The organism is Coprococcus sp. AF21-14LB, assembly GCF_003458885.1.
In the GTDB taxonomy this organism is placed as follows: Bacteria; Bacillota; Clostridia; order Lachnospirales; family Lachnospiraceae; genus UBA9414.
The window spans coordinates 1-16,969 of the sequence record NZ_QRVX01000048.1 but is presented as its reverse complement, the minus strand read 5'-3'; the positions used below and the strand labels follow the sequence as shown (position 1 = coordinate 16,969).

The 16,969-nt window shown below is 40.8% G+C and carries 18 protein-coding genes, 3 pseudogenes and 1 riboswitch; of the genes and pseudogenes, 20 read left to right on the top strand and 1 reads right to left on the bottom strand.

Features of this window, described 5'->3' with window-relative positions:
* Window positions 1–172 precede the first annotated feature (172 nt).
* The 20 genes and pseudogenes from DWX73_RS10820 (at window position 173) to DWX73_RS15135 (ending at window position 16,394) form a co-directional block, all read left to right on the top strand.
* On the top strand, window positions 173–1,549 hold the full coding sequence (locus DWX73_RS10820; RefSeq protein WP_118348783.1) for an alanine/glycine:cation symporter family protein: 1,377 nt from the start codon (window positions 173–175) through the stop codon (window positions 1,547–1,549).
* Between the two features lie 123 nt (window positions 1,550–1,672).
* Window positions 1,673–1,765, top strand: a riboswitch (glycine riboswitch).
* A 106-nt stretch (window positions 1,766–1,871) separates the two neighbouring features.
* Window positions 1,872–2,105, top strand: a complete 234-nt coding sequence (locus tag DWX73_RS15155) for a GrdX family protein (protein WP_242996848.1) — start codon at window positions 1,872–1,874, stop codon at window positions 2,103–2,105.
* Window positions 2,106–2,110: 5 nt separating this feature from the next.
* A complete protein-coding gene (locus DWX73_RS15150) occupies window positions 2,111–2,254 on the top strand; it encodes a hypothetical protein (RefSeq protein ID WP_242996846.1) in 144 nt (47 codons plus the stop codon).
* A gap of 66 nt (window positions 2,255–2,320) precedes the next feature.
* On the top strand, window positions 2,321–3,604 hold the full coding sequence (locus DWX73_RS10810; RefSeq protein ID WP_118348782.1) for a glycine/sarcosine/betaine reductase component B subunit: 1,284 nt from the start codon (window positions 2,321–2,323) through the stop codon (window positions 3,602–3,604).
* 18 nt (window positions 3,605–3,622) lie between these two features.
* Entirely contained in the window at window positions 3,623–4,930 is a 1,308-nt protein-coding gene (gene grdB / locus DWX73_RS10805; protein WP_199413555.1) for a glycine reductase complex selenoprotein B, read from the top strand.
* 37 nt (window positions 4,931–4,967) lie between these two features.
* Window positions 4,968–5,945, top strand: coding sequence for a thioredoxin-disulfide reductase (gene trxB / locus DWX73_RS10800; RefSeq protein ID WP_118348780.1), 978 nt, complete (start codon window positions 4,968–4,970; stop codon window positions 5,943–5,945).
* Window positions 5,946–6,017: 72 nt separating this feature from the next.
* Window positions 6,018–6,338 (top strand): thioredoxin TrxA, encoded by a 321-nt coding sequence (trxA, locus tag DWX73_RS10795; protein WP_118348779.1) that lies wholly within the window; start codon window positions 6,018–6,020, stop codon window positions 6,336–6,338.
* A gap of 102 nt (window positions 6,339–6,440) precedes the next feature.
* Window positions 6,441–6,913, top strand: a pseudogene (gene grdA, locus DWX73_RS10790) (glycine/sarcosine/betaine reductase complex selenoprotein A).
* 108 nt (window positions 6,914–7,021) lie between these two features.
* Window positions 7,022–8,559, top strand: a pseudogene (gene grdC, locus DWX73_RS15605) (glycine/sarcosine/betaine reductase complex component C subunit beta).
* 12 nt (window positions 8,560–8,571) lie between these two features.
* Window positions 8,572–9,726 (top strand): glycine/sarcosine/betaine reductase complex component C subunit alpha, encoded by a 1,155-nt coding sequence (grdD, locus tag DWX73_RS10780; protein WP_118348778.1) that lies wholly within the window; start codon window positions 8,572–8,574, stop codon window positions 9,724–9,726.
* A 106-nt stretch (window positions 9,727–9,832) separates the two neighbouring features.
* Window positions 9,833–10,635 (top strand): annotated as a pseudogene (locus DWX73_RS15800) (threonine/serine ThrE exporter family protein).
* A 14-nt stretch (window positions 10,636–10,649) separates the two neighbouring features.
* Complete coding sequence (locus DWX73_RS10765; protein ID WP_118348775.1) at window positions 10,650–11,129, top strand: threonine/serine exporter family protein; 480 nt, start codon at window positions 10,650–10,652, stop codon at window positions 11,127–11,129.
* 2 nt (window positions 11,130–11,131) lie between these two features.
* Entirely contained in the window at window positions 11,132–11,947 is an 816-nt protein-coding gene (locus DWX73_RS10760; RefSeq protein ID WP_118348774.1) for a threonine/serine ThrE exporter family protein, read from the top strand.
* Complete coding sequence (locus DWX73_RS10755) at window positions 11,944–12,396, top strand: threonine/serine exporter family protein (RefSeq protein ID WP_242996842.1); 453 nt, start codon at window positions 11,944–11,946, stop codon at window positions 12,394–12,396. The genes DWX73_RS10760 and DWX73_RS10755 overlap by 4 nt, the downstream gene beginning before the upstream one ends.
* Before the next feature lie 11 nt (window positions 12,397–12,407).
* The gene (locus tag DWX73_RS10750) at window positions 12,408–13,217 is read left to right on the top strand and encodes a threonine/serine exporter family protein (RefSeq protein ID WP_118348773.1); all 810 of its coding nucleotides are present in this window, start codon (window positions 12,408–12,410) and stop codon (window positions 13,215–13,217) included.
* A gap of 1 nt (window position 13,218) precedes the next feature.
* The gene (locus DWX73_RS10745; RefSeq protein WP_118348772.1) at window positions 13,219–13,662 is read left to right on the top strand and encodes a threonine/serine exporter family protein; all 444 of its coding nucleotides are present in this window, start codon (window positions 13,219–13,221) and stop codon (window positions 13,660–13,662) included.
* A 77-nt stretch (window positions 13,663–13,739) separates the two neighbouring features.
* Window positions 13,740–13,961, top strand: coding sequence for a hypothetical protein (locus tag DWX73_RS14095; protein ID WP_242996840.1), 222 nt, complete (start codon window positions 13,740–13,742; stop codon window positions 13,959–13,961).
* Window positions 13,958–14,482, top strand: coding sequence for an SIR2 family NAD-dependent protein deacylase (locus DWX73_RS10740; protein WP_242996838.1), 525 nt, complete (start codon window positions 13,958–13,960; stop codon window positions 14,480–14,482). The genes DWX73_RS14095 and DWX73_RS10740 overlap by 4 nt, the downstream gene beginning before the upstream one ends.
* Window positions 14,483–14,550: 68 nt before the next feature.
* A complete protein-coding gene (locus DWX73_RS10735; protein ID WP_330413629.1) occupies window positions 14,551–15,972 on the top strand; it encodes an ATP-dependent helicase in 1,422 nt (473 codons plus the stop codon).
* Complete coding sequence (locus tag DWX73_RS15135) at window positions 15,936–16,394, top strand: 3'-5' exonuclease (protein ID WP_330413632.1); 459 nt, start codon at window positions 15,936–15,938, stop codon at window positions 16,392–16,394. The genes DWX73_RS10735 and DWX73_RS15135 overlap by 37 nt, the downstream gene beginning before the upstream one ends.
* Here DWX73_RS15135 and DWX73_RS10730 read toward each other — a convergent pair.
* Window positions 16,377–16,718: a DUF1292 domain-containing protein gene (locus tag DWX73_RS10730; RefSeq protein WP_118348771.1), complete on the bottom strand. Its 342-nt coding sequence runs from the start codon at window positions 16,716–16,718 to the stop codon at window positions 16,377–16,379. The genes DWX73_RS15135 and DWX73_RS10730 overlap by 18 nt on opposite strands.
* Window positions 16,719–16,969: the final 251 nt, after the last annotated feature.

The window sequence follows — 16,969 nt, the reverse complement described above, 5'->3', positions numbered from 1 at the left end:
AAAAAGTTTGTCTAAATAATATCAGTCTTTTTTAAGAATGAATAAAATGGGAAAAAATGCACAAAAAAGCAAATAAAAAACCATTTTTATTGAATAATATGCTTAAAAAGTGCTATTATAAGTGAGTACAATAATTTGTTTAGTTTATCAATAGGACAAAGGAGGGTGTTTTATGCAGCAACTAAATGAGTTTGTAGTATCAATTAATGACGCGTTAACAGGGTATATCCTGATTATCGCACTGTTTGGAGCAGGTATCTGGTTCTCTTTCCGACTGAAGTTTATTCAGGTCAGAGGATTTGGAGAAGGGATGCGAAGAACATTTGGCGGGCTTTTTAGCAAGAAAGGCGAAGCTGGTAAGGATGGTATGTCCTCTTTCCAGGCATTGGCAACAGCAATTGCCGCACAGGTAGGTACCGGTAATATTGCCGGTGCAGCAACAGCGATTGCAGTTGGAGGACCGGGAGCAATTTTCTGGATGTGGATTGCAGCATTTTTAGGTATGGCTACAATTTACTGTGAGGCTTTGATGGCTCAGAAGTATAAACAGGTGGGCAAAGACGGTACAGTGACCGGAGGTCCGGTATATTATATCCGTGCAGCTTTCCCGAATGGCTTTGGTAAAGTTCTTGCAGCGATTTTTGCAGTACTGATTGTATTTGCACTTGGATTTATGGGAAATGCAGTACAGTCCAATTCTATCGCAGCTTCATTCCATACAGCATTCGGAATTCCGCAGATCGCAACAGGTGTTGTTGTAGCGGTGATTGCAGTATTTGTGTTTAGCGGCGGTATGAAACGAATTGCAAAAGTTACTGAAACAATCGTTCCGATTATGGCAGCTCTTTATATTGTAGGTGCGCTGATTGTTATTTTCGCAAATATTGGAGCGCTTCCTGGAGTGATCCGCGATATCTTTGTGGGAGCATTTAACCCGGCGGCAGTAGCCGGAGGTGCAATGGGTGCTACAATAAAGCTTGCAGTTCAGAAAGGTGTAGGACGTGGATTGTTCTCCAATGAAGCTGGTATGGGTTCCACACCGCATGCACACGCAGTAGCGAAAGTAAATCATCCGGTAGAACAGGGATTCGTTGCCATGAGTGGTGTATTTATTGATACATTTATCGTATTAAACTTAACAGCATTTGTTATCCTGACAACAGGAAGCCGCGCAACAGGCTTGACAGGTGCAGAACTTTCACAGTATGCATTCTCATCTTTCTTTGGAAAAGCGGGAGATATCTTTATTGCAATTTGTATGTTCTTCTTTGCATTTTCTACAATTGTCGGATGGTATTTCTTCGGTGAAGCAAATATTCGTTATCTGTTTGGAGAAAAAGCGATTAAATTCTATATTCCGCTCGTATGTCTTTGTGTTATAGCAGGTTCACTCGGTGAGGTTAACCTGGTGTGGAATATGGCAGACTGCTTCAACAGTATGATGGTAGTACCGAACATTATCGGTCTGCTTGCTTTAAGCAAAGTGATTCAAAATGTACATAATGACTATTTTAAGACACATACATTAGGGAAAAAGAAAAATAAATAACGAAAAAACTCGAAAAAAACAAAAAAAGAACTAGCATTATTACGAAAGCTGTGTTATAATCAACTCAAGTCATAGAGAGAATGATTAAAGAAAAAGTTCTTATAGAAAAACTAAATAGTAGGATGAATTTTCCAGTGAGAGAGTCGCAAGGCCGCCGAAGATGCAAACCATATATAAGTTGGTGAAACTTTCAGGCAAAAGGAACAGGAAAAGGACTACGTTCTGAATGAAGTTTTGAATTTCGAGACAAAGACAGAAAGGGGACTGCTTGGAGGCTCACGGGCTATAAGTGGTTCCTTTTTTTACAACAGGTGGTTGAAACATGAAAAACAAGTTTATTATCATTACAAATAATCCGCTTGTCAAAGAAGAATTAGGTGGATTATATAATGTTGAATATTTTGAAATCTCATATGAGGATATTCTCAAAACAGTGAGAGACAGAATCTATAAAGGACATGAGTTACTGACACATCCGTTGTCGGGAAGCGTTAAGCCGAATGAGACTCCGTATAAATCAATCATGATTTCTGAGGATGTCAGAGGCTTGATGTAAGCCAGATGAGAATTATCGAATCTGCAATTCAGTCCTGCAAGAAGTTTCAGTTCAAGTCTGACAAGTATGCTCCGGAAGTTTATGAAGATTTTCAGGTAGTGGATCTGACACTGATTTCCAGTGCGCTTCCGTCAGCGACTGCATGGTAAAAGGCTGTATGGGTACGCAAGTGCCTTAGCAACATACACACATATTTTTATAAGGAGGGAATTACAGTGAGAAGACTAGAAGTAGGTCACATCTTCATTAAAGACATTCAGTTTGGATCAGAGTCCAAAATCGTTGATGGTGTTCTTTATGTTGACGAAGAAGCTGTAAAGGCAGTTGTCCTTGAGGACGAAAAAATCAAAAGCGTAAAACTTGATATTGCAAGACCAGGAGAGAGCGTACGTATCACTCCGGTTAAAGACGTAATCGAACCACGTGTTAAAGTGGAAGGCCGTGGAGGAATTTTCCCGGGAGTTATCGCTAAAGTTGACACAGTTGGAGAAGGAAAAACATATGCATTAAAAGGCATGGCAGTTGTTACAGCTGGTAAAATCGTTGGTTTCCAGGAAGGTATCATCGATATGACAGGCCCAGGTGCACAGTACACACCATTCTCTAAATTAAACAACTTAGTAGTTGTTTGTGAACCAGTTGATGATATCAAACAGCATGATTATGAAGCAGCTGTAAGATTTGCAGGATTCAGAGTAGCATGCTACTTAGGTGAATTAGCTCGCGAACTTACTCCAGACGAGACAAAAGTATATGAATCTTACGGAGTAATGGAAGGTAAAGAAAAATTCCCGAATCTTCCGAGAGTTGCTTATGTACAGATGTTACAGAGCCAGGGACTTCTTCATGACACATATGTATATGGTGTTGACGCTAAGAAAACATTATCTACAATCATGACAACAACAGAGAGCATGGACGGTGCAATCGTTTCAGGTAACTGTGTATCTGCTTGTGATAAAAACCCTACATATGTACATGAAAACAACCAGGTTGTTCAGGAATTATTTGAAAAACATGGTAAAGAAATCAACTTTGTTTGCCATATCCTTACAAATGAGAACGTTTACCTTGCTGACAAACAGCGTTCATCTGACTGGACAGCAAAACTTTGCCGTTTCTTAGATTTAGACGGTGTAATCGTATCTCAGGAAGGTTTCGGTAACCCGGATACTGACCTTATCATGAACACAAAGAAGATCGAAGCTGAAGGCGTTAAGACAGTTATCATCACAGATGAGTATGCTGGACGTGACGGAAAATCTCAGTCACTTGCAGATGCTGATGCTGCTGCAGATGCTGTAGTAACAGGCGGAAATGCAAACCAGGTTATCGTTCTTCCTAAACTTGATAAAGTAATCGGAACATTAGATTACGTTAACACTATCGCTGGTGGTAATGAACACAGTTTACGCGAAGATGGAAGCATTGAAGTAGAGATTCAGGCAATCACAGGCGCTACAAACGAAACTGGATTTAGCTACTTAACAGCCAGATAGTGAAGGAGGAGAATTAGAATGTTAAAAGCAGTACATTATATTAACCAGTTCTTCGCTAATATTGGTGGAGAAGAAAAAGCTGATTACCCGGTTGAAGTTCGCGTTGGCGAAGTAGTAGGACCTGGTTTAGCTTTAAAACAGGGTCTGGAAGGTGAAGTAGAAATCGTTGCTACTATCATCTGCGGTGACTCTTACTTCAACGAAAATCTTGAATCAGCTAAAGCTGAAATCCTTGCAGCTGTAAAAGAACAGAATCCAGATGTATTTATCGCTGGACCGGCTTTCAACGCTGGACGTTACGGTGTAGCTTGTGGAACAATCTGTGACGCTGTTCAGGAAGAATTAGGAATTCCGGCAGTTACAGGTATGTACGTAGAGAACCCAGGTGCTGATATGTTCAAACAGAAAGTTTACACAGTACCTACAAAGAACAGTGCAGCTGGTATGAGAGATGCTATGAAGAAACTTGTTCCATTAGCATTAAAACTTGCTAAGAAAGAGCCAATCGGTGCTTCTTGCCAGGACAACTATATGCCAAACGGTGTTCGTGTGAACTTCTTTGAAAAAGAAACAGGTTCTAAACGTGCTGTTGATATGCTTATGAAGAAATTAGCTGGTAAACCATTCGAAACAGAGTATCCAATGCCAAGTTTTGACCGTGTTGCTCCAAACCCAGCTATTAAAGATCTTTCTAAAGCTACAATCGCTTTAGTTACATCTGGTGGTATCGTTCCGAAAGGAAATCCAGACCATATTGAAGCATCTAATGCATCTCACTACGGTGAATATGATATTACAGGTGTTATGGACTTAACAGAAGCTGAATACGAGACAGCTCATGGTGGATACGATCCAGTATACGCTAATGAAGATGCAGACCGCGTTCTTCCGGTTGACGTTCTTCGTCAGTTCGAGAAAGAAGGCAAAATCGGTAAGTTACATAACAAATTCTACACAACAGTTGGTAACGGTACAGCTGTAAAATCTTCTTTAGCATTTGCTGAAGAATTTTCACAGAAACTGATCGCTGACGGAGTAGATGCAGTTATCTTAACTTCTACTTGAGGTACTTGTACACGTTGCGGTGCAACGATGGTAAAAGGTATCGAAGCAGCTGGAATCCCGGTTGTTCATATTTGTACAGTAACACCTATTTCAATGACAGTTGGAGCTAACAGAATCGTTCCTGCTATTGCTATTCCTCATCCACTTGGAAATCCGGCTCTGGATAAAGATGAAGAATACAAACTGCGTGAAGGAATCGTAGAAAAAGCTCTTAACGCACTGTGCACAGAAGTTGAAGATCAGACGATCTTTGATAAATAATAAATGCTAATGCATTAAGAAAGAAGGAGAAAACGTTATGAGCAAACTTTATGACGTTGTTGTCCTGGGTGCAGGTCCTGCTGGTTTAGCAGCAGGACTGTATGCAGGAAGATCACGCCTTTCTACAGTAATCGTAGAAAAAGGTAAAGACGGTGGACAGATCGCTATTACAGATGAGATCGAGAACTATCCTGGACAGACAGTAGAAGGTGAAAGCGGACCTTCACTCATCGCCAGAATGACAGAACAGGCTGCTAAATTCGGTTGTGACAGAGTTGCTGCTACAGTTGAAAAAGTTGTTCTTGAAGGCGATGTAAAAAAAGTTATCACAAGCAAAGGTGAAGAAATCTGCGGTAAGACAATTATTCTTGCTACAGGTGCTCACTCAAGACCGATTGGATGTAAAAACGAGAAAGAATTCATCGGTAGAGGTGTTTCTTACTGTGCTACATGTGATGCTAACTTCTTCGAAGACTTTGAAGTTTTCGTAGTAGGTGGCGGAGACTCAGCAGTAGAGGAAGCTATGTACCTTACAAAATTCGCTCGTAAAGTTACAATCATTCACAGACGTGACGAATTACGTGCTGCAAAATCCATTCAGGAGAAGGCATTCAAGATGAATGACAATGGCAATGGAAAACTTCACTTTATGTGGGATTCTGTTGTTGAAGAAGTTGGCAGTGCTGACGGAGAAGATGGTCTTCTTAACAGAATGATCGTTAAGAATGTTAAAACTGGTGAAACAACAACAGTTGAAGCTGATGAAGAAGATGGATTATTCGGAGTATTCGGATTTATCGGTACAATTCCTAACACAGACGTATTTAAAGATACTGCACTTGAGATGGATGAGCGAGGATACATCATTACAGATGAAAACATGAAAACAAATATCCCAGGTGTATACTCAGCAGGTGACGTTCGCGTGAAATCACTTCGCCAGGTTGTTACAGCAGCAGCTGATGGTGCTATCGCAGCAACACAGTGCGAGAAATATCTTGGTGAACTTGAGTAACAATTGACTAAGTTGATAATCTATGTTATCATGGATTACAGATAAAAAAGTCTGAAAAGGAGGTTGAACGAAATGCTGGAATTAACAAAAGACAACTTCAAAGAAGAAGTTTTAGAGGCAGAAGGCTACATTTTAGTTGACTACTTTGGAGATGGATGTGTTCCATGTCAGGCATTAATGCCACACGTACATGGCTTTGAAGAAGTTTATGGTGATAAAATTAAATTTACATCATTAAACACAACTAAAGCTCGTCGTCTTGCTATTGGTCAGAAGATCTTAGGTCTTCCTGTTATTGCTATCTACAAAGATGGAGAGAAAGTTGACGAATGTGTGAAAGAAGACGCTACTCCAGAGAACGTAGAAGCAATGATTAAGAAATACTACGCTTAATCAATAGCACCATATTATTTATTGCAAGCGCGTACAAACCGACAGGTTTTACGAATAAATTTAGGGAAAAAACAAGCAAAATAAAATGAGGAGGAATTTGAAATGGCAATTTTAGATGGAAAAAAAGTCATTATCATTGGCGACCGTGACGGCGTTCCGGGACCAGCTATCGCAGAATGTGCTAAAACAGCTGGCGCTGAAGTGATTTATTCAGCAACAGAATGCTTCGTCTGAACAAGCGCAGGCGCAATGGATTTAGAGAATCAGAAAAGGGTTAAAGATTTCGCTGACGAATACGGCGCAGAAAATATCGTTGTATTATTAGGTGCAGCAGAAGGCGAAGGCTCAGGCCTTGCAGCTGAGACTGTAACAGCAGGTGACCCAACATTCGCTGGTCCATTGACAGGGTCGAGTTAGGACTCACGGTATTCCACGTATGTGAAGAAGAAGTTAAAGCAGAATTTGATCCAGCTGTTTATGACGAACAGGTTGGTATGATGGAAATGGTATTAGACGTTGATGATATTGCAAGTGAAATGTCTTCTATCCGTGAAGAATTTTGTAAATATTTATAAGATTAATTAGTGGGGTGATGAGGTAGCATGCTACCCCATCACCTTTATTCTTAAGGAAAATCACACTCACTTCCTTAAGTAACTTAATGAAAGGTGGACACAAGAATTATGAATAGTGTAATCAAAGGAGCAAGCTACGTATTAGCACATGTTCCTGAAATGGTATATTATAACGGAACAACTCAGACAACAGAGAAAGTTGTTAATCCGGAATCTGAATATTTAAAAGAACTTCCAAATCACCTTCGTACATATGAAGAATGTGTACAGTACTGGCCAAACCAGACATACATTGGAAACGCTCATCCGGATGATATGGCAAAAGTTCCATTCCCATTCTTCGAACAGAAAAAGGAAGATGCAAGCCGTTTTGGTAAATACGGTGAGATTATGCCACAGGATGAATTCTTGTTATTAGTTCAGATCTGTGATGTGTTCGAAGTTGTACTGTTAGACAAGAACTTCGTTGCAGAAGTTAAAGATAAATTCTGTGAAAATCCAATCATTACAGAAGCTATGAAAGAAAAAATCCACGAAGGATTTGAACTTTCTGAAATCGAACATTTCGTTAACGAAGAACATGCAGAAGGATTATACAACAACAACAAATTAGTTGGTTGTGTTAAGAGAGCTCATGATATCGATGTTAACCTTTCTGCACATGTTATGCATGAGAACATGATGAGTAAAGCTTCAAGTGTTCTTGCATTAGCATATGCAGTACGTAACGCAGGTATTCAGCCAGAAGAAGTTGAATATGTATCGACTGTGCTGAAGAGGCTTGTGGTGATATGAATCAGCGTGGTGGCGGTAACTTCGCTAAAGCTGCTGCTGAGATCGTAGGTCTTCCTAACGCAACAGGATCTGACTCAAGAGGATTCTGTGCCGGACCTTCTCATGCATTAATCGAAGCTGCTTCTCTTGTAAAAGCAGGAGCATTCAAAACAGTTGTTGTTACAGCTGGTGGATGTACAGCTAAATTAGGTATGAATGGTAAAGACCATGTGAAAAAAGGTCTTCCGATCTTAGAGGACTGCTTAGGAGGATTTGCAGTTGTTCTTTCTGAGAACGATGGTGTAAACCCAGAAATCAACCTTGATATCATTGGACGTCATACAGTAGGAACAGGTTCTGCTCCACAGGCTGTTATTGGCGGTCTTGTAACAGATCCACTGGAAAGAGTTGGAATGAAAGTTACAGATATCGATAAATTCTCTCCAGAGATGCAGAACCCAGATATTACAAAACCAGCTGGTGCAGGTGATGTTCCGCTTGCTAACTACAAAATGATCGCAGCTTTAGCTGTTAAACGTGGTGACATCCAGAGAACAGAAATCAATGATTTCGTTGAAAAACATGGTCTTGTAGGATGGGCTCCAACTCAGGGACATATTCCGTCAGGTGTTCCGTACATCGGATTTGCTCGTGAAGATATCCTTGAAGGAAAGATCAAAAATGCTATGATCATTGGTAAAGGAAGTTTATTCCTTGGTCGTATGACAAACTTATTCGATGGTGTATCTTTCGTAATTCAGGCAAATACAGGTGCTGAAGAAGCAAGCGCTGTATCTGAAGAAGAAATCAAAGGCTTAATTGCAAAAGCAATGAAAGATTTTGCAGCATCATTGATGACAGCAGAAGAATAGGAGTGAACGAAAATGCCAAGTAGTGTAGAAAAAATGATCGCTGCTACCTTTATGGAAATGGCACAGGGCTTAGAGAGCGGAAGCTACGGAAAACGTCCTAAAATTGCTCTTACTGGTATGGGTAGCGAACATGGCGAAGAGAACGCTATGGAAGCTGCAGTTGCAGCAGCAAAAGATGGAATCGATGTTTACTACATCGGTACATTAGAAGCAGAGGGTGTTACAACTATTAAAGTTGCGGATGACGAAGAAGGACACAAGAAAATGGAAGAAATGCTTGCCAACAAGGAGATTGATGGTGCAGTAACAATGCACTTCCCATTCCCGATTGGTGTTTCTACTGTTGGTCGTGTTGTTACTCCTGCAAAAGGAAAAGAAATGTTCATCGCCAATACAACAGGTACATCCAGCGCAGATCGTATCGAAGGTATGATTAAAAATGCAGTTTACGGTGTAATCACAGCAAAAGCTTGTGGTATTAAGAATCCTACAATCGGTATTCTGAACGTAGACGGCGCTCGTCAGACAGAAAAAGCATTAAAAGAATTACAGGAAAAAGGATATGACATCGCATTTGCAGAATCAGGACGTGCTGATGGCGGATGCGTTATGAGAGGTAATGACGTACTTCAGGCATCTCCGGATGTTCTTGTAACAGATTCTTTAACAGGTAATATCTTAGTAAAAATGCTTTCTTCTTTCAATACAGGCGGAAGCTTTGAAGCAACAGGATACGGTTATGGTCCTGGAATCGGAGAAGGATATGATCAGTTAGTTATGATCGTTTCTCGTGCTTCTGGTGCACCGGTTATTGCGAATGCAATCCGTTATGCAGCACAGCTTGTAAGAGGAAAAGTATTCGAAGTATCTGCAAAAGAATTTGCAGCAGCTAAGAAAGCTGGCTTAAAAGATATCTTAGAAGCCCGTAAAGCAGCAGCAAAACCTGCAGCAGCTGAAGAAGAAGTAACAGCTCCGCCGGCAGAGATCGTAACAGCAGCAATTGCTGGTATCGAAGTTATGGATCTTGAGGATGCTGTAAAAGTGCTCTGGAAACAGAACATTTACGCTGAAAGTGGTATGGGATGTACAGGACCGATCATTCGTGTATCTGATGCAAACCTTGAAAAAGCAGAAGAAGAATTGAAGAAAGCCGGATATATTGGTTAATTTCATACAGTGCTTATGGGACAGGACTTAGGTTCTGTCCCTTTTTAGGTTCTTTTTCAAATGCAAGAAGGTTCGCCTCTTGAATTTTGCAATTTTTAATGCTATTATGCATAAATGTAGAATGAGCAAAAAAGGAGGCGGGGAGAAAATGGAATATCAGTTATTAATGCGCACAGCAATCTGTGCGGGAGAGCTATTATTAAAAAGCGGTGCAGAAACATATCGCGCTGAAGACACGATGAACCATATTCTTAAAACCTCCGGATGTGAATACATTGAAGTACATGCAACGATTACAGGCATTATGGCAACACTTTATGACAGTGCAATGAGTCAGCCGGTAACAATGATCTCCCGGGTAAAAAAAAGAGGGATGCATCTTTATAAAATTGTGAGAGTCAATGATATTTCCAGAAGATACTGCGGAGGTGAGATAACTCTGCAAGAAGCCTATGATGCATTGCAGAAGATTGGAAGTGATCTATACCGGCAGGGAACAAAGAGTATTTCGACCATGATGATTGTTACTGGATTTACACTTATGTTTGGCGGAGGGTGGATGGAAGTATTGGCATCGCTTTGCGTTGGAGGCGTCTTGGCAGGAATGATACAGTTTGTGATCACCTTCATACGAATGTGATTATACAGGATATTATTTCTGCTCTGGCATTGGGGGCAGCAGCTCTTCTGCTGAAACATACGGTGTTTTTGACGATGAATTTAGAAGCTGTAATTATTGGAGCAATCATGCCCCTTGTTCCGGGAGTGGCAATTACGAATGCAGTGCGGGATACTCTGCAGGGAGATTATGTTTCCGGATGTGCGAGGATTCTGGAGGCATTTTTAAAAGCGGCAGCGATTGCAATTGGCGTTGGAGCAGCGATGGCACTTTCCAGTTATTTGCCATAAAGGGGGAATAAGCTATGTTGATAGAAGTATTGGGAACATTTATCGCAATTGTAGGTTTTGCAGTGCTATTGGATACTCCGCGCAAGTATGTACTTTTGGCGGGAGCGGTTGGTGCATTGTCAGGTTTTGTATATCTGCTTGGAATCAAATGGACGTTAGGAGAGACGATGGCAGCATTTGTTTCAGCAATTCTGGCAGGAATCGTATCACATATACTTGCAAGAAAGTATAAAACGCCGGTCATTATTTTTTTGCTTGGCGGGATTTTGCCGACAGTACCTGGTGCAGGAATGTATCGTGTCGTTTACAGCGTTATTTCCGGGAATGCGGCAATGACGGAGTATTATTTAGCGGAGACGCTGCAGATTGCAGGTGTGATTGCGCTTGCAGTATTTTTGACGGAGAGTTTTTTTAAACTCTTTGTCCGTGATGGGTGGAAACAGAATTCGCTGCGTTATGTAAGACAGGGAGAGAAGCGTGAGACAGGGAGATAAGTATGAGTAGTCTTGAAGTGATAGAACAAGAAAAAAAAGAAGAAATGCATCAGGTTCTGGAACTGGCGCTTGAAGCTGGTGAGATATTGCTGAAGCATGGTGCGGAAATTTCGAGAGTAGAGGAAACTATCGACCGGATTTGTAAGAAATTTCTGATTGAGACGGTAGATGCTTTTGTGCTGAGCAACGGCATTTTTATAACGGCAAGCAATAAAGAACACGAGGTATTCGCAAGGGTAAGGGCAATTCCAATGTCAGGAATTCATCTTGGAATTATTACGGAAGTAAATAAATTGTCCAGAGATATTGCTGCAGGGAATGTGGATGTAGCAAAAGCGAAAGAACGACTTCAGGAAATAAAAAATATGCCTGCAACCAACTACATCGTACAGATTATAGGATCTGGTCTTGGAAGTGCTTGCTTTATTTATCTGCTTGGCGCAACATTTTGGGAATGCATGATGACAATGATAAGCGGTGCAGCAGTATTTGCGGCGCTGCTAATTATGAAACGCTTTCACCTTTCGAAAATATTGACAAATATTCTTGGCGGAGGGTTGATAACATTGCTTGGAATTTTGTATACTGATTGTATCGTACAGGAGGGAATGCGATTGAGCTTAATTATCAGCGGTTCTATCTTCCCTCTGATTCCCGGAGTTGCATTTGTAAATGCGATTCGGGATCTGGCAGATAGTGATTTTATTTCCGGAATTGTCAGAATGTTGGATGCGATTCTTGTGTTTGTCTATATTGCCATTGGAGTAGGAATTGTTCTATCGACTTATGCAAGCCTATTTGGAGGTGTTCTGTCATGATAGAAGTAATGTTACAGATGTTTTGTTCTTTTTTCGGAACGATGATGTTTTCTACATTATTTAATGTGCAGCGCCGCTATTATTTTGGCTGCGGACTTGCCGGTATGCTTGGATGGATGGGATATTACCTTGCACAGCCACATCTGTCTTCTGCTGTATGCTGTTTTATTGGAACGGTTATGATTGTGTTGAGTTCCAGAATCATGGCAACGAGACTGAAATGTCCGATCACAGTCTTTTTGATTGCAGGGATTTTCCCAATCGTGCCGGGAGCGAGAGTTTATCATACAGCATATAACCTTGTGGCAGGAGATATGATTGCCGCTGCATCATATGGACTGTCCGCACTTCAGGATGCTTTTGGAATCGTGCTTGGAATTGTCTGTGTACTGTCACTTCCAGGCAGTTGGTTTGGAAATAAGAATCAAAGGAATAGAAATCAGAACTAAGGAGAAAAGCTGTGGGGGAAGAGAAGATCATTAGGGAAGTAGATGATAAGGACGAAGAAATCTATCGGGTGTTGAAACTTGCTCTTGAGGCAGGGCAGATTCTTCTCAGGAGTGGAGCGGAGATTTTTCGTGTAGAAGAAACGATGCACAGAATCTGCAAATATTATGGCTATGATAATGTAGATACATTTACAGTAAGCAACGCAATCATTGTTTCTCTGGAAGGAGAAAAGAGAGAATTGTTTGCGAAGGTAAAAAATGTTCCGATGTCAGGGGCGCATTTAGAAATAGTGGCAGAGATCAACGATCTTTCCAGGCAGATTGAGGCAGGGTTGTATACCATTGATGAGGCTTTTGAAAAATTGAAAGAGATAGAACAGATTAAGCCGAATAGTGGACTTGCACAGGTGCTTGCAGCTGGTATGGCGAGCGGTTGTCTCGGATATATGTTTGGGGCAACTGCGATGGAAGGTGTCGGGGCATTTTTTACAGGACTTCTTCTCTATATATGGATTGTATGTGCCGGAAGACGTGGTCTTTCGAAAATCGTTACCAATATTATCGGAGGCGTCATCATTACATTTTTGGCTATTGGAGCATCCTGGATCTTTCCGGTGCTGCGTCCGGATAAATTGATCATTGGTTCGGTAATGCCTCTTGTGCCGGGAGTGGCATTTACAAATGCAATCAGAGATATTGCGGACAGTGATTTTATTTCAGGAACGGTTCGGATTACAGATGCAATTTTTGTTTTTGCCTATATTGCAATCGGAGTAGGATTCGCATGGACTTGTTATAATTATCTGATAGGAGTAATGTAAGATGTTTGCGTTGTTGATTAATATGGTGTGTTCCTTTTTAGCAACACTTTCTTTTTGTATTTTGTTTAATATTCCAAAACGGTGTTATGTATTTGGCGGTATCAATGGCATGCTTGGGTGGACCTGTTATTATCTGACAAACGAGCCGACTTCTGTGGCAGTAGCTTCATTTCTGAGTGGAGTATTTATTACCTTTATGGCTCGTATTTTTGCAGCAGTGAAGAAATGTCCGGCAACAGAGTTTTTGATTCCGGGGATTATTCCCCTTGTGCCGGGAGCAGGAATCTATTATACTGCGTACTATTTTGTGATGAATGATATGACATTAGCGGCGCAGAAGGGGGTAGAATCGCTGAAAGTTTCTTTTGCAATTGTGGTAGGAATGGTGTTTATTATTTCACTGCCGGGAAAATGGTTTCGAATCAGAACGAGACAAAAGGAATAGAAGTGCCGGTTGCATATTGATGAAGAACAGGAATCATGGTAAAATGATAAAAAGCCAGAGATAAGAGGGGTGAGCTTATGGTTAAAATTTTAGGTCAAATGTTGCAGGAAAGTAAATGCACAGTAGCGTTAAGCGGATATGGAATGATTGCGGAGAACGACTATCCGGCGCTTCGCGATGGCGAGGTGTCCTACGAGATTGAGCAAAGGTATGGACTTTGTACGGAAGAACTGCTGCATTGCAGCTGTTTTAATAATCGGACAGAGCTGTTTTATCAGTCTATCGCAAGGAAGTTTTGAGCGCACTTGACAAAGAACCAGGAATAGGATTTCAGCTCCTTGCCAAGATGGAAGAACTGGGAATTTTACGGTCAGTTATTACAAAGAGGATTTTTGGTTTGCCGGAACGGGCTGGATGTAAGCATGTGATCAATCTTCATGGAAATATTTTAACAAATAGTTGTCCGCACTGTGGAGAGAGTTATGATGTGGATTATATTAAGAACAGCCGACGTGTTCCGCGCTGTGAGAAATGCGGAACCGTGATCCGTCCGGATATCATTTTGTTTGGTGAGATGGTAGACAACCGGGTTATGACAAAGGCTGCCGCAGAGGTAGAGAAAGCAGATGTCTTACTTGTACTTGGAACTCAGCTGCATTCAAATCTATGTGCTCAGCTTGTAAAGTACTACCAGGGGAATAAGCTCGTGCTTGTAAAACCGGAGGAACATTTTTCAGATAAGTATGCAGATTATGTGATTCATGAGCGGGTAGATGCTACATTGGAGAAGATGCTGGCAGAAATTCTTCTTGAATGTTAGTGATTTTATTATAATATATGAAGATAGCAGCAGGAGCATCAACTCCTGCTGTTTTTAGGAGGAAGTATATGGAATTAAATGAGGCACAGCAGCAGGCGGTTACGCATACGCAAGGCCCATGTATGGTATTGGCAGGACCTGGTTCTGGAAAGACCTTTACCCTTGTGAAAAGGATTATTTATATGACAGAACAGGCAAATATTTCGCCGCAGGAGATCCTTGTCATTACATTTACGAAAGCTGCGGCGAGGGAAATGAAAGAACGCTATTTAAAAGCTACAAATAAGCAGAAGACACCGATTACATTTGGTACTTTTCATGCAGTGTTTTATGGGATTCTGAAGTGGGCGTATCACATTGATGCGGCAAATATCATGTCGGATGAGGAGAAAAAACGGCTTGTGAAAGAAGAGCTGTCCCATTGTTATATTGAATGGGATGATGCAGAGGGAGAGGAAGAAGATATTCTGGCAGGTGTGTTGGAAGATATCGGTGCAATAAAAAATAATCGTTTGCGTGTGGAAACATTTGTATCAAAGCATATGCGGCCGGATATTTTTCGCGAAATTTATAACTCATATGAGAGAAAGCGAAAAGAGATGAAAAAGCTTGATTTTGATGATATGCTTGTGTCCTGTCTGGAATTGTTTGAAAAATATCCGGATATTTTGAAACAATGGCAGAAAAAATTCCGATATTTAATGATAGACGAATTTCAGGATATTAATCCGGTGCAATATAAGATTGTACAACTTTTGGCTGAGCCAGAGCAGAATCTGTTTATTGTAGGAGATGATGATCAGTCAATCTATGAGTTCCGGGGGGCGCGTCCCGGAATTATGCTCGGCTTTCAGAAGGATTACCCAAAAGCCAAAGAGATTTTTTTGAATAAGAATTATCGTTCCACAAAGAAAATTGTGACGGCAGCAACCAGAGTTGTTTCTCATAATGCAGCAAGATTTCCTAAAATATTTGAAGCTGTTGGAGAAGCTGGCGAAGACGTACATGTGCAGGAAACAAAAGATGCGGCGGAAGAAAGCAGATATATTCTGGGAGAAGTACAGAGAAGACATCAGATTGGAATTCCCTATAAGGATATGGCAGTGCTGTTTCGCACCAGTCTTAGCGTACGGACATTTGTAGAATGTTGTACAGAATACCACATTCCATTTCAGATGAAAGAATATATTCCTAATATTTATGAGCATTTTATTGCAAGAGACCTGGCAGCATATTTGAGATTAGCAAAAGGAAGTCGTGAACGAAGTGATTTTCTTATGATACTAAATCGTCCGAAACGTTATCTTGCCCGAAACAGCTTGGAGAAGGCAATCGTGTCTTTTGAAGATATGATGAATTATTATTGCGATAAAGAATGGATGCAGAAAAGAATCCGACAGTTGGAGTATGATATTCATCAGATGAAAACTATGACTCCGGAGCAGGCAATCAAATATATTCGAAAGAAGATGGATATGATGAGTTTCTGAAAGAATATGCAGAAGAAAAACACAGCAGTCTCAGTGGTCTGACAGAAACACTCGACTATATTCAGGAGCAGGCTGCCGGACATCAGACGATTGAAGAATGGTTTACATTTGTACAGAAATATACAGAAGAATTAAAAGAACAAAGAGAAAAAGGGCCTTCGGATGAAGATGAGCTTGTGCTTCTGACAATGCATGGAGCGAAAGGACTTGAATATGATACCGTATTTATTATCGGAGCCAATGAAGATGAGATTCCGTATAAGAAAGCGAAAACACCTGCGGCAATCGAAGAAGAACGAAGAATGTTCTATGTGGCAATGACGCGGGCAAAAAGAAAGTTATTTGTAACATATCGAAGAGAAAAAAACGGAAAGAGACAATCCCCTTCCCGTTTTTTATCTGAATTACTCTTCGACGTCTAAATCGTCATATTCCAGAGAGTCAAGCCATTCGTCAAATGCATCGGCAGCAACTTCATATTCGTCATCGTCTTCGATGTTCTCAAGAGTTGGTTCGCCGTCTTCCGTCTCCGGTTCAACAAAACGGTACAGATAAACATCATCGTTTGCCTGTTCTCCGTCTTCATCCAGCGGAAGAAGAGCAATGTAAGAATGTTCTCCGGCTTCATAGATTGTAAGGATAGCACATTCTACTACCTCATCGTTATCAAGTGTCAATGTGACTGTAGACTGTACTTCTTCACAATTGCAGTCTTCATGACCGCATCCACAAGTATGTTCGCTCATGTTAAGTTCTCCTTTTCTATTTTGATATTATCACTTTAGCAGACATGGAAGAAAAATGCAAGAAAAATGCAAGGAGACATCTATTGACATTGGACAAAAAGACGATAAACTAATAAGTAATTATGACGAAATTACGGGAGGATAGTGTGAAAGAAAGTAGAAGTAAGCCAATAAGTGACGCACTTATCTAAGCTGTCTAAAATAAACAACTTTTGGAAGTGATATAGAATTAGAAAATTAATTCAAGAAGC

Coding starts and splice junctions, on each gene's coding strand:
- DWX73_RS10745 (WP_118348772.1), top strand. CDS start 13,219: ATGTTTGCGTTGTTGATTAATATGGTGTGTTCCTTTTTAGCAACACTT.
- DWX73_RS14095 (WP_242996840.1), top strand. CDS start 13,740: ATGGTTAAAATTTTAGGTCAAATGTTGCAGGAAAGTAAATGCACAGTA.
- DWX73_RS10735 (WP_330413629.1), top strand. CDS start 14,551: ATGGAATTAAATGAGGCACAGCAGCAGGCGGTTACGCATACGCAAGGC.
- DWX73_RS10820 (WP_118348783.1), top strand. CDS start 173: ATGCAGCAACTAAATGAGTTTGTAGTATCAATTAATGACGCGTTAACA.
- DWX73_RS15150 (WP_242996846.1), top strand. CDS start 2,111: ATGAGAATTATCGAATCTGCAATTCAGTCCTGCAAGAAGTTTCAGTTC.
- DWX73_RS10755 (WP_242996842.1), top strand. CDS start 11,944: ATGATAGAAGTAATGTTACAGATGTTTTGTTCTTTTTTCGGAACGATG.
- DWX73_RS10765 (WP_118348775.1), top strand. CDS start 10,650: ATGTTGATAGAAGTATTGGGAACATTTATCGCAATTGTAGGTTTTGCA.
- DWX73_RS15155 (WP_242996848.1), top strand. CDS start 1,872: ATGAAAAACAAGTTTATTATCATTACAAATAATCCGCTTGTCAAAGAA.
- grdD (WP_118348778.1), top strand. CDS start 8,572: ATGCCAAGTAGTGTAGAAAAAATGATCGCTGCTACCTTTATGGAAATG.
- DWX73_RS10730 (WP_118348771.1), bottom strand. CDS start 16,718: ATGAGCGAACATACTTGTGGATGCGGTCATGAAGACTGCAATTGTGAA.
- trxA (WP_118348779.1), top strand. CDS start 6,018: ATGCTGGAATTAACAAAAGACAACTTCAAAGAAGAAGTTTTAGAGGCA.
- DWX73_RS10760 (WP_118348774.1), top strand. CDS start 11,132: ATGAGTAGTCTTGAAGTGATAGAACAAGAAAAAAAAGAAGAAATGCAT.
- trxB (WP_118348780.1), top strand. CDS start 4,968: ATGAGCAAACTTTATGACGTTGTTGTCCTGGGTGCAGGTCCTGCTGGT.